The sequence below is a fragment of the Paraburkholderia fungorum genome, assembly GCF_902833645.1.
GTDB lineage: Bacteria > Pseudomonadota > Gammaproteobacteria > Burkholderiales > Burkholderiaceae > Paraburkholderia > Paraburkholderia fungorum.
Window position 1 is genome coordinate 1,103,396 of the sequence record NZ_CADFGE010000001.1, and the last position, 15,394, is coordinate 1,118,789.

Annotated in this window: 15 protein-coding genes and 1 tRNA gene; 5 read left to right on the forward strand and 11 right to left on the reverse strand. The window is 62.7% G+C overall.

Translation table 11 applies throughout. The annotated features are described in order from the left end of the window. Nucleotides 1–5: 5 nt before the first annotated feature. The 4 genes from HWX91_RS04990 to gatC form a co-directional block, all read right to left on the reverse strand. Nucleotides 6–845, reverse strand: coding sequence for a PPK2 family polyphosphate kinase (locus HWX91_RS04990; RefSeq protein WP_028197725.1), 840 nt, complete (start codon nt 843–845; stop codon nt 6–8). Nucleotides 846–967: 122 nt separating this feature from the next. After that, nucleotides 968–2,443 carry an Asp-tRNA(Asn)/Glu-tRNA(Gln) amidotransferase subunit GatB gene (gatB, locus tag HWX91_RS04995; protein WP_028197724.1) on the reverse strand — a complete coding sequence of 492 codons (1,476 nt, stop codon included), beginning with the start codon at nt 2,441–2,443 and terminating at the stop codon, nt 968–970. A gap of 5 nt (nt 2,444–2,448) precedes the next feature. Beyond that, nucleotides 2,449–3,936 carry an Asp-tRNA(Asn)/Glu-tRNA(Gln) amidotransferase subunit GatA gene (gatA, locus tag HWX91_RS05000; protein WP_028197723.1) on the reverse strand — a complete coding sequence of 496 codons (1,488 nt, stop codon included), beginning with the start codon at nt 3,934–3,936 and terminating at the stop codon, nt 2,449–2,451. Between the two features lie 43 nt (nt 3,937–3,979). Beyond that, complete coding sequence (gene gatC / locus HWX91_RS05005; RefSeq protein ID WP_028197722.1) at nt 3,980–4,279, reverse strand: Asp-tRNA(Asn)/Glu-tRNA(Gln) amidotransferase subunit GatC; 300 nt, start codon at nt 4,277–4,279, stop codon at nt 3,980–3,982. 380 nt (nt 4,280–4,659) lie between these two features. Here gatC and HWX91_RS05010 point away from each other — a divergent pair, with 380 nt between their 5' ends. The 5 genes from HWX91_RS05010 to rodA all read left to right on the forward strand — a co-directional run bounded on the left by HWX91_RS05010 (nt 4,660) and on the right by rodA (nt 11,088). Continuing rightward, nucleotides 4,660–5,703 (forward strand): rod shape-determining protein, encoded by a 1,044-nt coding sequence (locus HWX91_RS05010; protein ID WP_004189550.1) that lies wholly within the window; start codon nt 4,660–4,662, stop codon nt 5,701–5,703. A 150-nt stretch (nt 5,704–5,853) separates the two neighbouring features. Beyond that, nucleotides 5,854–6,960 carry a rod shape-determining protein MreC gene (gene mreC / locus HWX91_RS05015; RefSeq protein WP_028197721.1) on the forward strand — a complete coding sequence of 369 codons (1,107 nt, stop codon included), beginning with the start codon at nt 5,854–5,856 and terminating at the stop codon, nt 6,958–6,960. Beyond that, a complete protein-coding gene (gene mreD, locus HWX91_RS05020) occupies nt 6,957–7,469 on the forward strand; it encodes a rod shape-determining protein MreD (protein WP_028197720.1) in 513 nt (170 codons plus the stop codon). Before mreC ends, mreD begins: the two co-directional genes overlap by 4 nt. Nucleotides 7,470–7,610: 141 nt before the next feature. After that, nucleotides 7,611–9,929 carry a penicillin-binding protein 2 gene (gene mrdA, locus HWX91_RS05025; protein WP_028197719.1) on the forward strand — a complete coding sequence of 773 codons (2,319 nt, stop codon included), beginning with the start codon at nt 7,611–7,613 and terminating at the stop codon, nt 9,927–9,929. A 10-nt stretch (nt 9,930–9,939) separates the two neighbouring features. Further along, nucleotides 9,940–11,088 carry a rod shape-determining protein RodA gene (rodA, locus tag HWX91_RS05030; protein WP_028197718.1) on the forward strand — a complete coding sequence of 383 codons (1,149 nt, stop codon included), beginning with the start codon at nt 9,940–9,942 and terminating at the stop codon, nt 11,086–11,088. 132 nt (nt 11,089–11,220) lie between these two features. On the opposite strand, the gene HWX91_RS05035 is transcribed toward rodA, so the two are convergent. The 7 genes from HWX91_RS05035 to HWX91_RS05060 all read right to left on the reverse strand — a co-directional run bounded on the left by HWX91_RS05035 (nt 11,221) and on the right by HWX91_RS05060 (nt 15,329). Continuing rightward, on the reverse strand, nt 11,221–11,925 hold the full coding sequence (locus tag HWX91_RS05035; RefSeq protein ID WP_028197717.1) for a tetratricopeptide repeat protein: 705 nt from the start codon (nt 11,923–11,925) through the stop codon (nt 11,221–11,223). Then, on the reverse strand, nt 11,922–12,704 hold the full coding sequence (locus HWX91_RS05040) for an HpcH/HpaI aldolase family protein (RefSeq protein WP_028197716.1): 783 nt from the start codon (nt 12,702–12,704) through the stop codon (nt 11,922–11,924). Before HWX91_RS05040 ends, HWX91_RS05035 begins: the two co-directional genes overlap by 4 nt. Then, a complete protein-coding gene (locus HWX91_RS41040; protein ID WP_255246801.1) occupies nt 12,701–12,832 on the reverse strand; it encodes a hypothetical protein in 132 nt (43 codons plus the stop codon). Before HWX91_RS41040 ends, HWX91_RS05040 begins: the two co-directional genes overlap by 4 nt. 87 nt (nt 12,833–12,919) lie before the next feature. After that, nucleotides 12,920–13,363, reverse strand: coding sequence for a 6-carboxytetrahydropterin synthase QueD (queD, locus tag HWX91_RS05045; RefSeq protein ID WP_096335795.1), 444 nt, complete (start codon nt 13,361–13,363; stop codon nt 12,920–12,922). Nucleotides 13,364–13,372: 9 nt separating this feature from the next. Beyond that, a complete protein-coding gene (gene queE / locus HWX91_RS05050) occupies nt 13,373–14,005 on the reverse strand; it encodes a 7-carboxy-7-deazaguanine synthase (protein ID WP_028197714.1) in 633 nt (210 codons plus the stop codon). Between the two features lie 88 nt (nt 14,006–14,093). After that, on the reverse strand, nt 14,094–14,825 hold the full coding sequence (gene queC, locus HWX91_RS05055) for a 7-cyano-7-deazaguanine synthase QueC (protein WP_028197713.1): 732 nt from the start codon (nt 14,823–14,825) through the stop codon (nt 14,094–14,096). Nucleotides 14,826–15,253: 428 nt separating this feature from the next. Beyond that, nucleotides 15,254–15,329 (reverse strand) — tRNA-Phe (locus tag HWX91_RS05060). Nucleotides 15,330–15,394 lie beyond the last annotated feature (65 nt).

The window sequence follows — 15,394 nt, forward strand, 5'->3', positions numbered from 1 at the left end:
CCGGATCATTCGACCTTGACGCCCTTCAGCGATTCTTTGGCAGGTGGATATTCGAGCTTCAGCGCCTGGAACGTGCGCAGCAACAACTCGGCGACCATCACATTGCGATGCGTCTTCGAATCGGCAGGCACCACGTACCACGGCGCGTAGTCGGTCGACGTCACGGCCAGCATATCGCGGTACGCCGCCTGATACTGGTCCCACTGCTTGCGCGCTTCGAGATCGGAGACGTCGAATTTCCAGTGCTTGTTCGGATCGTCGATGCGCGCCTGCAAACGCGCGCGCTGCTCGTCTTTCGAAATGTGCAGCATGCATTTGATAATGGCCGTACCGCTGTCGGCTAGCAACTTTTCGAACTGGCGAATGTGGCCACAGCGCTGCTCGAATGCTCCGGCATCCAGATTGCCAAGCACGCGCGGCACCAGCAAATCTTCGTAGTGGCTACGGTTGAAAATCGTCAGCTCACCGGCGGCGGGCGCCTGCGCATGCACGCGCCATAGAAAATCGTGCGCCAGTTCCATTGGCGTCGGCGCCTTGAACGGCACGATGCGCAAACCGAGCGGATCGACTTCATGAAACACCGCGCGGATCGTGCCGTCCTTGCCGCTCGTGTCCATGCCTTGCAACACCAGCAGCACCCGCCGTGTCCGTTGCGCGTGCAGGCACTCCTGCTGCGTGTCGAGGATCGCGCCGATCTCCGACAAGCGCGCCCGGTCGGCATCTTTTGAACCGGACGAAAAAGGTTTTGCGGACGGGTCGAACGCGTCGAGTGAGAATTTGTTGTTCTTCTTGCCGTCGTCGAAATACGGCACGCGGAAATCGTCGAGTTCGGGTTGCTTCGCCATTCACACACTCCGTGATCTGCGTTAAAACATCGCCCGCAAATGAAACGGGCCGTTGCCCCACTTTCGTTTCCGGCAACAGCCCGCGATGACCGACGCATTCGCACCGGTCACATTGCTTCGACTCAGGACAGCTTCTTCTTCAGCAGTTCGTTGACCTGCGCCGGATTGGCCTTGCCCTTGGTGGCTTTCATCGCCTGACCGATCAGTGCATTGAACGCCTTTTCCTTGCCGGCGCGGAATTCCTCAACCGACTTCGCATTCGCGGCGAGCACTTCGTCGATGATCGCTTCGAGCGCGCCGGTGTCCGAAATCTGCTTCAAACCCTTCGCCTCGATGATGCGATCGGCGGCGGCTTCGTCGGTGGCCTTCTCTTCCCAGATCGCGACGAAAATTTCCTTCGCGATCTTGTTCGAGATCGTGCCGTCGGCGATACGCTGCAACAACAACGCGAGTTGCGCGGACGAAACCGGGCTCTGCGCGATGTCCAGGCCTTCGCGGTTCAATTGCGACGACACTTCGCCCATCAGCCAGTTAGCCGCGACCTTGGCATTCGCCGGACCGACCTTGAGTACAACCGCCTCGTAGTACGCGGCCATCGCCTTGCTCGACGTCAGCACGTTTGCGTCATACGGCGTCAGGCCGTATTGCGTGACGAAGCGCTGTTGAATCGCGACCGGCAGTTCCGGCATTTCGTTCTTCACGCGCTCGACCCACGCCGCGTCGATCACGAGCGGCATCAGATCGGGATCGGGGAAATAGCGGTAATCGTGCGCGTCTTCCTTGCTGCGCATGGAACGCGTTTCGCGCTTGTCCGGATCGTACAGACGCGTTTCCTGCACCACCGTGCCGCCGTCTTCGATCAATTCGATCTGACGGCGCACTTCGTACTGGATCGCTTCTTCGAGGAAGCGGAACGAGTTCAGGTTCTTGATTTCGGCACGCGTGCCGAATTCCGCCTGACCGACCGGGCGCACCGACACGTTCGCGTCGCAACGGAACGAGCCTTCCTGCATGTTGCCGTCGCAGATGCCGAGCCAGGTAACCAGCGTGTGCAGCGTCTTTGCATACGCGACCGCTTCAGCCGCGCTGCGCATTTCCGGCTCGGTGACGATTTCGAGCAGCGGCGTGCCGGCGCGATTCAGGTCAATGCCCGTCATGCCCGCGAAGTCTTCGTGCAACGACTTGCCCGCGTCTTCTTCAAGGTGAGCGCGCGTCAGGTTGACGACCTTCTCGTATGCTTCCGTACCCGCCTTTTCGTTAGCCGGGACCTGAATCGTCACCTGGCCGCCCTGCACCACGGGAATTTCGTACTGGCTGATCTGATAGCCCTTCGGCAGATCGGGGTAGAAATAATTCTTGCGCGCGAAGATGCTGCGCGGCGCGATCGTCGAGCCAATCGCCAGGCCGAACTGGATCGCACGCTCCACGGCGCCGCGGTTCATCACCGGCAGCGTGCCCGGCAATGCCAGATCGACGGGGCACGCCTGCGTGTTCGGCGCGGCGCCGAATTGGGTGGCAGCGCCCGAGAAAATCTTCGACTGGGTCGACAGTTGCGCGTGGGTCTCCAGACCGATCACGACTTCCCATTGCTTGGTCATGGTGCTCACACTCCTGCCGGCGCTTTGCGGTGCCAATCGGTCGCGCGCTGGAACGCGTCCGCCACTTGCAGCATCCGGGCTTCATTGAAATAGTTGCCGATGATCTGCAGACCCACGGGCCGCTGTGCATTCGCGCCCGCGCCAAAGCCGCACGGCACGCTCATACCAGGCAAACCGGCAAGGCTCACCGACAGCGTATAGATGTCGGCCAGATACATCTGCACCGGATCGTCGCCCTTCGCACCGAGGTCCCACGCCACCGACGGCGCGACCGGCCCCATGATCACGTCACAGTGCTTGAACGCTTCCTGGAAGTCCTGCGCGATGATGCGGCGGATCTTCTGCGCCTGCAGGTAGTACGCGTCGTAATAGCCATGCGACAGCACATAGGCGCCCACCAGAATGCGGCGCTTCACTTCCGGACCGAAGCCTTCGGCACGCGACTTCTTGTACATGTCGAGCAGATCGCGATACTCCGCGGCACGATGGCCGAAGCGCACGCCGTCGAAACGCGACAGGTTCGACGAAGCTTCCGCCGGTGCGATCACGTAGTACACCGGGATCGACAGCTCGGTTTTCGGCAGCGAGACTTCCACCAGCGTCGCACCGAGTGCTTCGTATTGCTTCAACGCGGCGTCGATCGAGGCGCGCACGTCATCCGCCAAACCTGCGCCGAAATACTCTTTCGGCAGGCCGATGCGCAGGCCGGCGAGCGGTTTGTCCGCGCCGTCTTCTTTCCACGTCTTGCCGATGTAGCGTGTGAAGTCTTCGTCTTCGCGCGTGAGGCTGGTCGAATCGCGCTCGTCGAAACCGGCCATGGCGTTGAGCAACGTCGCGCAATCCGCGGCGGTCTGGGCCATCGGACCGCCCTGATCCAGCGACGATGCGAATGCGATCATGCCGTAACGCGACACACGGCCGTACGTCGGCTTGATGCCGGTAATGCCGGAGAACGACGCCGGCTGCCGAATCGAGCCGCCGGTATCGGTGCCGGTGGCAGCGGGGGCGAGACGCGCCGCCACGGCCGCCGCCGAGCCGCCAGACGAACCGCCCGGCACAGCCTGACGATCCCACGGATTCTGCACGGGACCAAAGTACGAATTCTCGTTGGACGAGCCCATCGCGAACTCGTCCATGTTGGTCTTGCCCACGCACACCATGCCGGCGTTCTGCAAACGCGCGACCACGGTCGCGTCGAACGGGCTCTCGTAATTCGACAGCATCTTCGAGCCGGCCGTGGAGCGCCAACCCTTGGTGACGAACACGTCTTTGTGCGCGATCGGCAGGCCGACCAGTGGGCCGGCGTGGCCGGTGTGAAGCAGTGCGTCGGCCGCTTTCGCCTGCGCGAGCGTCAGGTCGGCGTCGACCTGGATGAAGGCGTTCAGGCTATTTGCCGCGTCGATCCGCTTCAGATAGAGCTGCGCCAGTTCGACTGCGGAGCATTCCTTGGCCGCTAGGGCGGCACGCAGTTCGGTCAAGCTTTTTTCATGCATTGCGTTTTATCCTGGGCTTGATTCGCGAATCTTAGTCGATCATTTACTCGATCACCTTCGGCACGAGGTACAGACCGTCTTGCACGGCCGGCGCCGGGCGCTGGAACGCTTCACGGTCGACCGTTTCGGTCACCGCGTCGTTACGCAGACGCAGCGCGACGTCTTCGATCTGCTCGATCGGATGGGCCAGCGGGGCGATGCCGGTGGTATCGACCGCCTGCATTTGCTCGACGAGGCCGAAGAAATCATTGAGCTGGGCAAGCGTGTGCTCGGCTTCGCTATCAGCCAGTTCGAGCCGCGCGAGATGCGCGATGCGTTTAACATCGGTCAGGGTCAGAGCCATGCAGTCACCGGAAAATGTGGTGGACCGCCGCAGCGCGGGAAAAACGATGCTGCGACAGCGGGTTACGACACTGGAGGAAGACCTCGAAAAAGGGGCCAGCGGCGGCAAAAAGTGCCGTCCGTTTCCTTCAAAACATCCAAAATTATAAGGTATCATTACGCGTTCGACCCAAACCCGGACCGACTTACCAAGGCCTTTCTGAACAATTCCCAAAGATCGTTCGGATTTTTCTGTCCTGGCCTTGCACCGGCCTCCGGTAGACTCCCTCGCAGCTTCAAGTTCCTGTGGCGCCGCTTCCGCCCGGTTGAAGCTGTTATTTTTTCCGCTGCCGCCCTGCGCATACGTTGTGAGGGCCGGCCCCAAGCGAGACAGGATTTTGAATGTTCGGTTTTTTGCGCAGCTACTTCTCCAACGACCTGGCGATTGACCTTGGCACTGCCAACACGCTGATCTACATGCGTGGCAAGGGTATCGTTCTTGACGAACCGTCGGTGGTCTCGATCCGCCAGGAAGGCGGTCCCAACGGTAAGAAGACCATTCAGGCGGTCGGCAAGGAAGCCAAGCAGATGCTTGGCAAGGTGCCTGGCAATATCGAGGCGATCCGCCCAATGAAAGACGGCGTGATCGCCGACTTCACCGTCACCGAACAGATGATCAAGCAGTTCATCAAAACTGCTCACGAATCGCGCATGTTCTCGCCGTCGCCGCGCATCATCATCTGCGTGCCGTGCGGTTCAACCCAGGTCGAGCGCCGCGCCATTAAAGAAGCCGCACACGGTGCGGGCGCTTCGCAGGTCTACCTCATTGAAGAACCCATGGCTGCGGCAATCGGCGCCGGCCTGCCGGTGTCGGAAGCAACCGGCTCGATGGTTGTCGACATTGGCGGCGGCACGACCGAAGTCGGCGTGATCTCGCTCGGCGGCATCGTGTACAAGGGTTCGGTGCGAGTGGGTGGCGACAAGTTCGACGAAGCTATCGTCAACTATATCCGCCGCAACTACGGCATGCTGATCGGCGAACAAACCGCTGAGGCGATCAAGAAGGAAATCGGCTCCGCGTTCCCGGGTTCCGAAGTCAAGGAAATGGAAGTGAAGGGCCGCAATCTGTCGGAAGGCATTCCGCGCAGCTTCACGATCTCCAGCAACGAAATTCTCGAAGCTCTCACCGATCCGCTGAACCAGATCGTGTCGTCGGTGAAGATCGCGCTCGAACAAACGCCGCCGGAACTGGGCGCGGACATCGCCGAGCGCGGCATGATGCTCACGGGCGGTGGCGCACTGCTGCGCGATCTGGACCGCCTGCTCGCCGAAGAAACCGGCCTGCCGGTGCTCGTCGCCGAAGACCCGCTGACCTGCGTTGTGCGCGGCTCGGGCATGGCGCTCGAACGCATGGACAAGCTGGGCAGCATCTTCTCGTACGAGTAAGCGAGCCCGTCTCCATGTCAGTAGCGCGGATCAGGCAAACGGCCCCATGTGGGCCGGTTTGCCGTTGGCTGGGCCTGCCAGCCTCCGCGTGCTGAACGCGCGTCCCTAGCGCGCCGCCGTCTCACCCAACCGCTCACGCCCCCGGCGACCATGGAATACAGTCCGCCGCCCCTGTTCAAGCAAGGCCCTTCCGCCCTCGCACGGCTGATGTTTTTCGTCGTGCTCGCGCTGGCCCTGCTGATCTCCGATGCACGCTTCAAGACGCTCGAAATCGTTCGCGGCGTGCTCGGCGCGGGTCTTTATCCGTTGCAACGCGCAGCCCTCGTGCCGCGCGACGTTTTCATGGGCGCGGCCGACCTGGCGGTGACCAGCGCCACGTTGCGCAGCGAGAACGACAAGCTGCGCGCCAAAGATCTTCAGCTCGCGCAGCAAGCCAATACGGCCGCCGAACTGGCCGCCGAGAACACCCATTTGCGCGCGCTGCTGCAACTCTCGCAGCGCTCGACCACCCAATCGCTACCGGCTGAAATCCAGTACGACACGCGCGATCCGTTCACGCAGAAAGTCGTGATCGGCCGCGGCGCCCAGCAAGGTGTGCAGGACGGCTCGCCGGTCGTCAACGAAGACGGCGTGATCGGGCAGGTGACGCGCGTATTCCCGCTGCAAGCCGAAGTAACGCTGCTCACCGACAAAGACCAGGCCGTGCCCGTGCAGATCGTGCGCACCGGCTTGCGCAGCGTGATTTACGGCACGCCGAAGGGCGACACGCTCGATCTGCGCTTCGTGCCGATCAGCGCCGACGTGCAAACCGGCGACGAACTCGTCACCAGCGGCCTGGACGGCGTTTATCCGCCGGGGCTGCCGGTCGCCAAGGTCGTGCGGGTCGACAAACAGGCCGATACGGCGTTCGCACGCGTGATCTGCTTGCCGGTTGCGCCCGTGCGCGGTGCGCGTCAGTTGCTAGTGCTGCACTATCAGAACAACGTGCCGCCGCGTCCGGCGGAAGAGCCCGACGCGGCCACGACCGCGAAAGACGCCAAAGCGAAGAAGAGCGGCAAGGCTGCCGACAGCAAGGCTGCGGTGGATAAATCCGCTGCGAAGCCTGCGGAAAAGCCGGCCACGCCCCCCAAACCCGCGGAAAAGCCGTCCGCCAAAACCGCTGCCGCGGAGAAGAAAGCCGCCGCCGAAAAGAAGCCAGCCGCTGAAAAGGCTGAAAAGAACACGAAGCCGCCAGCCACGCCGGGGGCACAGCCATGAACCGTCCGCAATACATCCTGCAGCCGGTCAATCCGTATTTCATCGCGTTCAGCCTCGCTGCGGCGTTCCTGCTGAACCTGATGCCGTGGGGGCGCCTTGCCGGCGTGCCTGACTTTGTGGCGCTGGTGCTGCTGTTCTGGAACGTGCACCAGCCGCGCAAAGTGGGCATGGGCATCGCGTTCTTTCTCGGCTTGCTGATGGACGTGCACAACGCCAGCCTGCTCGGTGAGCACGCGCTGGCGTATACGTTGTTGTCGTATGGTGCGATTACGATCCATCGCCGGGTGCTGTGGATGTCGCTCGGCGTGCAGACTTTCGCGGTGATGCCGCTGCTGGTCGTCGCGCAACTGGTGCCGTTCGTGATCCGTCTGCTGACGGGCGCGGCGTTTCCGGGCTGGAGTTACCTGATCGACGGTTTCGTCGAAGCGGCGCTGTGGCCGATCGCCAGCGTCCTGCTGCTGATGCCGCAACGCCGCCCGGCCGACCCGGACGATACGCGGCCGATTTAATCACGCATCGAGGCCGCCGGCCGTTCCGATGGAACACGCTTATCCGGCCCGCTCGACGCGCATCGCTGTTCATGCCGCCCGGTTCGGGCCGGTTTGGGCGCACACTCATGATGGCCGTCACACGGCCTTTTGCAGAATCGCATGACCGAATTCAAGGACACTCAGCAACAGCTCTCGAAGTTCCGCCTGCGCGTCGCGGCGGCGGGCGTGTTCGTGTTCGTCTGCTTCGGGCTGATCGGTTTCCGTTTCCTGGTGCTGCAGGTCTGGCACTACAGCAAGTACTCGCTGCAAGCCGACGAAAACCGCATCTCGGTCGCGCCGATCGTGCCGAACCGGGGCATCATCACCGACCGCAACGGCGTCGTGCTGGCCAAGAACTACTCGGCGTACACGCTCGAAATCACCCCGTCGAAGCTGAACGACACGCTCGAAAACGTGATCGACAATCTCGCCACCGTGGTTTCAATTGACGCTCGCGACCGGCGCCGCTTCAAGAAGCTGCAGGAAGACTCGAAGAATTTCGAGAGCCTGCCGATCCGCACCCGCCTCACCGACGACGAAGTCGCGCGCTTCACCGCGCAACGCTTCCGCTTTCCGGGCGTGGAAGTGCGCGCGCGCCTGTTCCGCCAATACCCGCTCGGGCCCACCGCGGCGCACGTGATCGGCTACATCGGCCGGATTTCGCAGCGCGATCAGGACCGTATCGACGACGCCAGCGATGCGAACGACAGCGATCCGGATCATTACGATCCGCGCCTCGACGCGAACAACTACAAGGGCACTGACTACATCGGCAAGATCGGCGTCGAGCAGAGCTACGAGACGGAGCTGCATGGCCAGACCGGTTTTGAGGAAGTCGAAGTAACCGCCGGCGGCCGGCCTGTGCGCACGTTGTCGCGCACGCAGGCAACGCCGGGGAATAACCTGGAACTGTCGATCGATATCGGCTTGCAGCAGGTCGCCGAACAGGCCTTCGCCGGCCGCCGCGGCGCGCTGGTCGCGATCGAGCCGGCGACCGGCGACGTGCTGGCGTTCGTGTCCGCGCCGAGCTTCGATCCGAATTCGTTTGTCGACGGCATCGATCAGCAGACCTGGGACGAGCTCAACAACTCGCCCGACCATCCGCTGCTGAACCGTCCGCTGCACGGCACCTACCCGCCGGGCTCGACCTACAAGCCGTTCATGGCGCTCGCCGCGCTGACGCTGCATAAGCGCACGCCGGGCTGGGGCTTCCAGGATCCGGGGTCGTATACGTTCGGCGGCCACACGTTCCGCAACGACGTGCGCTCGGGCCAGGGCTGGGTCGACATGAACCGCGCGATCGTCGTGTCGAACGACACTTATTTCTACATGCTCGCGCACGATCTGGGCGTCAACAACATCGCCAACTTCATGAAGCCGTGGGGTTTCGGTCAGATCACCGGCATCGACATTTCAGGCGAAGCGCGCGGCATCCTGCCGTCGACGGAATGGAAGCGCAAAGCGTATCGCAAGCCTGAGCAGCAGCGCTGGTACGAGGGCGAAACGATCAGTCTGGGCATTGGCCAAGGCTATAACTCGTTCACCATTCTGCAACTCGCGCACGCCACGGCCACGCTCGCGAACAACGGTATCGTGATGAAGCCGCACCTGGTGCGTGACATCGAAAACCCGATCACCAAAGAGACGCGCCCGGTCGTGCGCGATCCGAGCGACCGGATTGCCGTGAAGCAATCGGACATCGACTTCATCAAGCACGCGATGGAAGGCGTCGTGACAAACGGGACGGCGTCGAAGGTGTTCATCGGCGCACAGTATCAGGCCGCTGGCAAGACCGGCACGGCGCAGGTCTACTCGCTGCAGGGCGCGAACTACAAAGGCCACGCGATCGCCGAACATCTGCGCGACCACGCACTGTTCATTGCCTTTGCACCTGTCGATCAACCGAAAATCGCCATTGCACTGATCGTCGAGAACGGCGGCTGGGGTGCGGAAGCAGCCGGTCCGATCGCGCGTCGTGTGCTCGATTACTACCTGGTCGGCAAGAACAAGCCCGGCGCTGAAGCAGCGGCTGTCGCGGCAGCGGCCTCGGCGACCCAGGATGCATCCGCACCGGAAGTGGGTGGCGCGGCCTCGCCGCAAGACGCAGCGCAGCCGGTCAAGATCGCGGCCGGCTTCACCGCGCTACCGATGCCGGGCGCGGCGTCGACGGCTGCGGCGGCTTCCGCTGCTGCGGCCGCATCGGCCCCGATGGCAGCGTCGTCAGCGGCGACGGCGGCTTCGGCGTCCGGCACATTCGGCGCGTCGGCGGCTGTGCCGGCGTCCGCCACGGCGAAGAACGCAGCGCCGCGTAAATCGGGCGTTCCGCACAAACCCCGTCCTGCCAGCGAGCCGGCGCCGACCGCGGCGCTGCCGTCGCGGGACGACAGTATTCAGCCTACGTCGCCACGCCAGCCGGTTTCCGGCGGCATCGACGAGTAAGGAGAAAGGCATGCAATTCGACAAGCGCGCCTGGCTCGACCGCATCAAGCGGATGTTCGTGGGCTTTGACCGGCCGCTCGCCCTGATCGTGTTTCTGCTGCTGTGCGTGGGCATCGTCACGCTGTACAGCGCGACGCTGGACATGCCCGGGCGAGTGGAAGACCAGTTGCGCAACATCCTGCTGACGTTCGTGCTGATGTGGGCGCTGGCCAACGTCCCACCCACCACGCTGATGCGCTTCGCGGTCCCGCTCTATACGTTCGGGATCGCGTTACTGGTGGCGGTGGCGCTGTTCGGCCTCACGCGCAAGGGCGCCAAGCGCTGGATCAACGTCGGCGTGGTGATCCAGCCGTCGGAGATTCTGAAGATCGCTACACCGCTGATGCTTGCCTGGTACTATCAGCGCCGCGAAGGCGTGATGCGTTGGTACGACTTTCTGGTCGGCTTCGTGATCCTGATCGTGCCGGTCGGTCTGATCGCCAAACAACCGGACCTTGGCACCGCCGTGCTGGTGTTCGCGGCCGGCTTCTTCGTCATTTATTTCGCGGGGCTCAGTTTCAAGCTGATCGTGCCGGTGCTGATTGCGGGCGTGATCGCGGTGGGCTCGATCGCGGTGTTCCAGGACAAGATCTGTCAGCCGGAAGTGCAATGGCCGCTGATGCACGATTATCAGAAGCACCGTATCTGTACGCTGCTCGATCCAACCTCCGATCCGCTCGGCAAGGGCTTCCACACCATTCAGGCGGTGATTGCAATCGGCTCGGGCGGCCCACTCGGCAAGGGTTGGCTCAAGGGTACCCAGGCGCATCTGGAGTTCATTCCCGAGAAGCACACCGACTTCATCTTCGCTGTGTTTTCCGAGGAGTTTGGTCTCGCGGGCGGCATCGTGTTGCTCACGCTTTATATGCTGCTGATCGCGCGCGGGCTGTACATCGCGGCCAATGGTGCGACGCTATTCGGGCGGCTGCTGGCCGGATCGCTGACCATGGCGTTCTTCACCTATGCGTTCGTCAACATCGGCATGGTGAGCGGGATCTTGCCGGTGGTGGGCGTGCCGTTGCCATTCATGAGCTACGGCGGTACCGCGCTGACCACGCTGGGGGTCGCGATTGGGCTCATCATGAGCATCGCGCGGCAGAAACGCTTGATGCAGAGCTAGCGTGGCGTGGCGCTTCGGCTGCCGCGCTGAACGCTGACAGACAAGACACCGGGCGAAAAAACACCGCGGACCTCGCAATAAAGCCTGGATAAACAAAAGGGGCGCTCCACTCAGGAGCGCCCCTTTTTTCATTTACTGCGGCTTCACTTCCTTCTGATCCCGCAATTGCGCGCTCAGTTCCTGATACTTGAGTTTCGCCGCCGGATCGCCCTGTACCGCCGCTGCCGCGTAGTACGCACGCGCTACGTTCAGATTCTTGTCCACGCCGTCGCCACCACGCTCGTAGAACGAACCGGTCACATACTGCGCGGTCATGTCGCCGCCTTGCGCAGCCTTCTTGTACCAGAGGAACGCCTGCCGGTTATCGCGCGTCGTACCGCGGCCATCGAGGAACTGATTGGCCAGCGCGAGTTGTGCCTGCACATGTCCCTGCTGCGCAGCCTTCAGGAACCACCGGTGCGCCTCGACCGGATCGCGCCCGACGAACTCGCCGTCGTCGTACATCTTGCCGTACACGTACTGCGCGTGCGACATGTTGGCGTCGGCGGCTTTGCGCAGCCACTTCTTGCCTTCGTCGACGTTGGCCGGCGCGCCTTCACCGTTGAGCAGCATCATTGCGTAGTTGAACTCGGCAAGCCGGCTGCCGTGCTCCGCCGCTTTACGGAACTCGGTCAGCGCCGCGGCCAGATTGCCGGCGTTGTAATCGGCGACCGCGGTTTGCGTCTCCGGATCGTTCGACTTCGCGACGCGATTGTCCTGCGCATACGCCGTCGCGCTCACCGTCAACGCCACCGCGACCGCCAGCCTTACCGCGACGCACTGCACCATCCCCTTCATGTCCTCACCTCCTGCAGCGCCTGGCGGGTCGCGCGCAACATCCACATGACGTCGGCGGCCAGAGCGATAAAACGAAAACCGGCATCGCGATGCTGCTTTGCGCCCGCGGCGTCCATGGCAAAAATTCCACTGGCGATGCCGGCCTTGTCGGCGGCACTCACGACGCGCGCCATCGCCGCCTGCACGTCGGCATGCTTCGAATCGCCAAGGTGGCCGAGGCTCGCGGCCAGATCGGCTGGTCCCACGAACAGGCAGTCGACGCCCGGCGTCGCCGCGATCTTTTCGACTTCCTGCACACCTCGCGCCGACTCGATCTGCACGATGGTCGCAATCTGCGCATTGGCGGTCTGCACGTAGTCGCGCCGCATGCCGTACGACGCCGCCCGCACCACGCCGGCGACGCCACGCTGACCGTCGAGCGCATCGGCCGTCGGATACTGCGTCAGACGCACAGCCTGTGCCGCCTCTTCAGCGGTTTCGATATTCGGGAACATCAGCGTGCGCGCGCCCGCGTCCAGTACGCGCTTGACGAGCCATGCCTCGCTGGCGGGCACACGCACGACCGGCTCGCTGGGCAGATGTGCGGCGGCGATCGCGCGCAATTGCGAGGTGACGTCGCCGCTATCGTTTGGCGCGTGCTCCATGTCGATCAGCAGCCAGTCGAAACCGGCGTGCGCGAGCGCCTCGGCGGCGGAATCGCTACCGAGCGACAGCCACAGGCCGAACAGCGGGTCCGCTTCTTTCAGACGTTGTTTGAGAGGATTCGTGAAGGTGCTCATTGCCGCGCCCCATGGCGATGCGACGCATCGCCTGAAACGCGGTTGGCAATGCCGGCGCGCCAGTATCGGCCGACGCCCGGGCCCTGACGGCCTGACTGCTTGCTGCGACGCAATGCGGTGACCAGCATGTCTCGCTCCGTGTGGTTATCGGAGCGATCATACCGTGACAATAACGCGGGGGTTGGGCCGCGAAGCTGAATCGCGCGGCCCCGGATTTAATCCCGGACGACGTCGGCCCAGCAATTCGGCGTCTCGAACAGACGCACCTTGTGCAGACGCAGATTCACGCCGTAATGCGCGTCGTACACGTTCGCGAGAATATCGAACGCAGCAGCGGCAAGATTTTCAACGGTGGGGATGCGATCGAGCACGACGGTCTTGTGCCCCGCCATGGTTTCCAGAAAGCCGCGCACCTGCGTATCGCCTTCGTAGACGAGAAACGCATGGTCCCATTTGTCAACCAGATGCTCGACCGCGAGCGACTTCACGTCGGCGAAGTCCATCACCATGCCGCGATCCGGCGCACCTTCGGTGTCGACCAGGTCGCCTTGCAGCGTAATTTCGAGCACGTAGCGATGGCCGTGCAGATTACGGCACTGGCTGCGGTGATCGGGGATGCGGTGGCCCGCGTCGAATTCGAGTTTTCGTGTAATCGTCAGCACGGCAAATCAGGGAATGTTCAGATACTTGTGGGTCTGCATCGACAGGCGCCATTGCGGATGGCGTTTGCACCAGTCAATCGCGAGCTTCGTATTGAGCTCGCGCGACGGGCCGTCCATCGGCTGGACGAGGAAATACTCGAAGTCGAGCTTCGCATACTCGGACAAACGCTGGTTGTCCTGCGGAATCACGACCTTCAGCTCGTTGCCCTTGGTGACGACGAGCGGCGCGTCGGCCTTCGGGCTCACGCAGATCCAGTCGATCGTCTCGAGCACCGGCAGCGAGCCGTTGGTTTCGATGGCGATTTCGAAGCCGGCGGCATGCAGTGCATCGACAAACGGCTGATCGATCTGCAGCATCGGTTCGCCGCCCGTGCAGACTACGAAGCGCTCGCCTTCGCCTTCCGGCCATTGCGACGCAATCATCTGCACCAGTTCTTCGGGCGTACGGTACTTGCCACCGTTCTCGCCGTCAGTGCCGACAAAGTCCGTATCGCAGAAGCGGCACACAGCTTCCGCACGATCTTCTTCGCGGCCCGACCACAGATTGCAGCCGGCGAACCGGCAGAACACGGCCGGACGCCCGGCATTCGCGCCCTCGCCCTGCAATGTGTAGAAGATTTCCTTGACCGCGTAAGTCATGCTGCTGTCTGCCTTGTGTTCCTGAAAATAATTGCCTGTTGTGCTGCGCATGCCTGAACAACGCGCGAGCAGAATTGCCGTGAGGCCGTCAGACCGGCTCGGTCACCTTCTCGCCGGCCAGGTACGCTTCATAACCGCGCTTGCGCAAGCGGCACGCCGGGCATTCGCCGCAGCCGAAGCCCCATGCATGCAGTTCGGCGCGCTCGCCGACATAACAGGTGTGCGTCTCGACGCGTACCAGCTCGACCAGTTCTTCGCCGCCCAACTCGTGCGCGAGACGCCACGTGTCGGCCTTATCGAGCCACATTAGCGGCGTTTCGAGCAGGAAGCGCGTGTCCATGCCGAGGTTCAGCGCGACCTGCAAGGCCTTCATCGTGTCGTCGCGGCAATCGGGGTAGCCCGAGAAGTCCGTCTCGCACATCCCGCCCACCAGCACCTGCAAACCACGCCGATACGCGATGGCGCCTGCGATCGTCATGAACATCAGATTGCGGCCCGGCACGAACGTATTCGGCAAACCGTTGGCGGTGGCGTGGATCTCGATCTCGCGCGTCATCGCGGTATCGCTGATCGAACCGAGCACCGACAGGTCGATCATGTGATCTTCGCCGAGGCGTTCGGCCCACGCCGGAAAGGCTCGTGCCACAGCGTTGCGAAACCCTTCGCGGCATTCGAGTTCGACTCGGTGCCGCTGGCCATAATCGAAGCCCAGCGTCTCGACAGTTTCATAACGTTCGAGCGCCCAGGCGAGGCACGTGGCGGAATCCTGGCCGCCGGAAAACAGCACCAGAGCGCTACGTTTAGCGTCTTTGCGGATCACCGTGAAACTCCGTGAATGATGAGTGCCACGTCGCGCTGCGCGAGGTGCGCCATGCAAGCAACGCGGCGCGACGCGTGCCGGCACTGTTGCCGGCCCAAAGCAGTATAGGCCGCGCCTTCCGCATGCAGAGTCGCTGGGCGCTTATACCGTTAATCGTCGGGCGAAGGATTCGGCACCTGTTGCGGCGCTGCCGTGTCGCAGCAGCGTGCGCAAAAAAGCCCAGCTTCGGGATACGAAAAGACATGTCTGGTGCAGTGCCGCGCCAATCGCGCGGCCGCACGCAAGTCCTTGAACTGGCGCGATTTTATCACGCGACGCACAATGCCGCCGAGCACGCCCCATCGCAGCACCACACAGGCGACGCCGCCACGAGAACGCCCACAAAAGGAAAAGCCCCAGGAATCTTGCGATTTCCTGGGGCTGAATCCTGGTGGCCTGGGACGGAATCGAACCATCGACACGCGGATTTTCAATCCGCTGCTCTACCAACTGAGCTACCGGGCCAACGAAGAACGAAATGATATCAAAGGGTCAGCAGCACGGCAAGCCCCCTCTCGAAAAAATCTGGC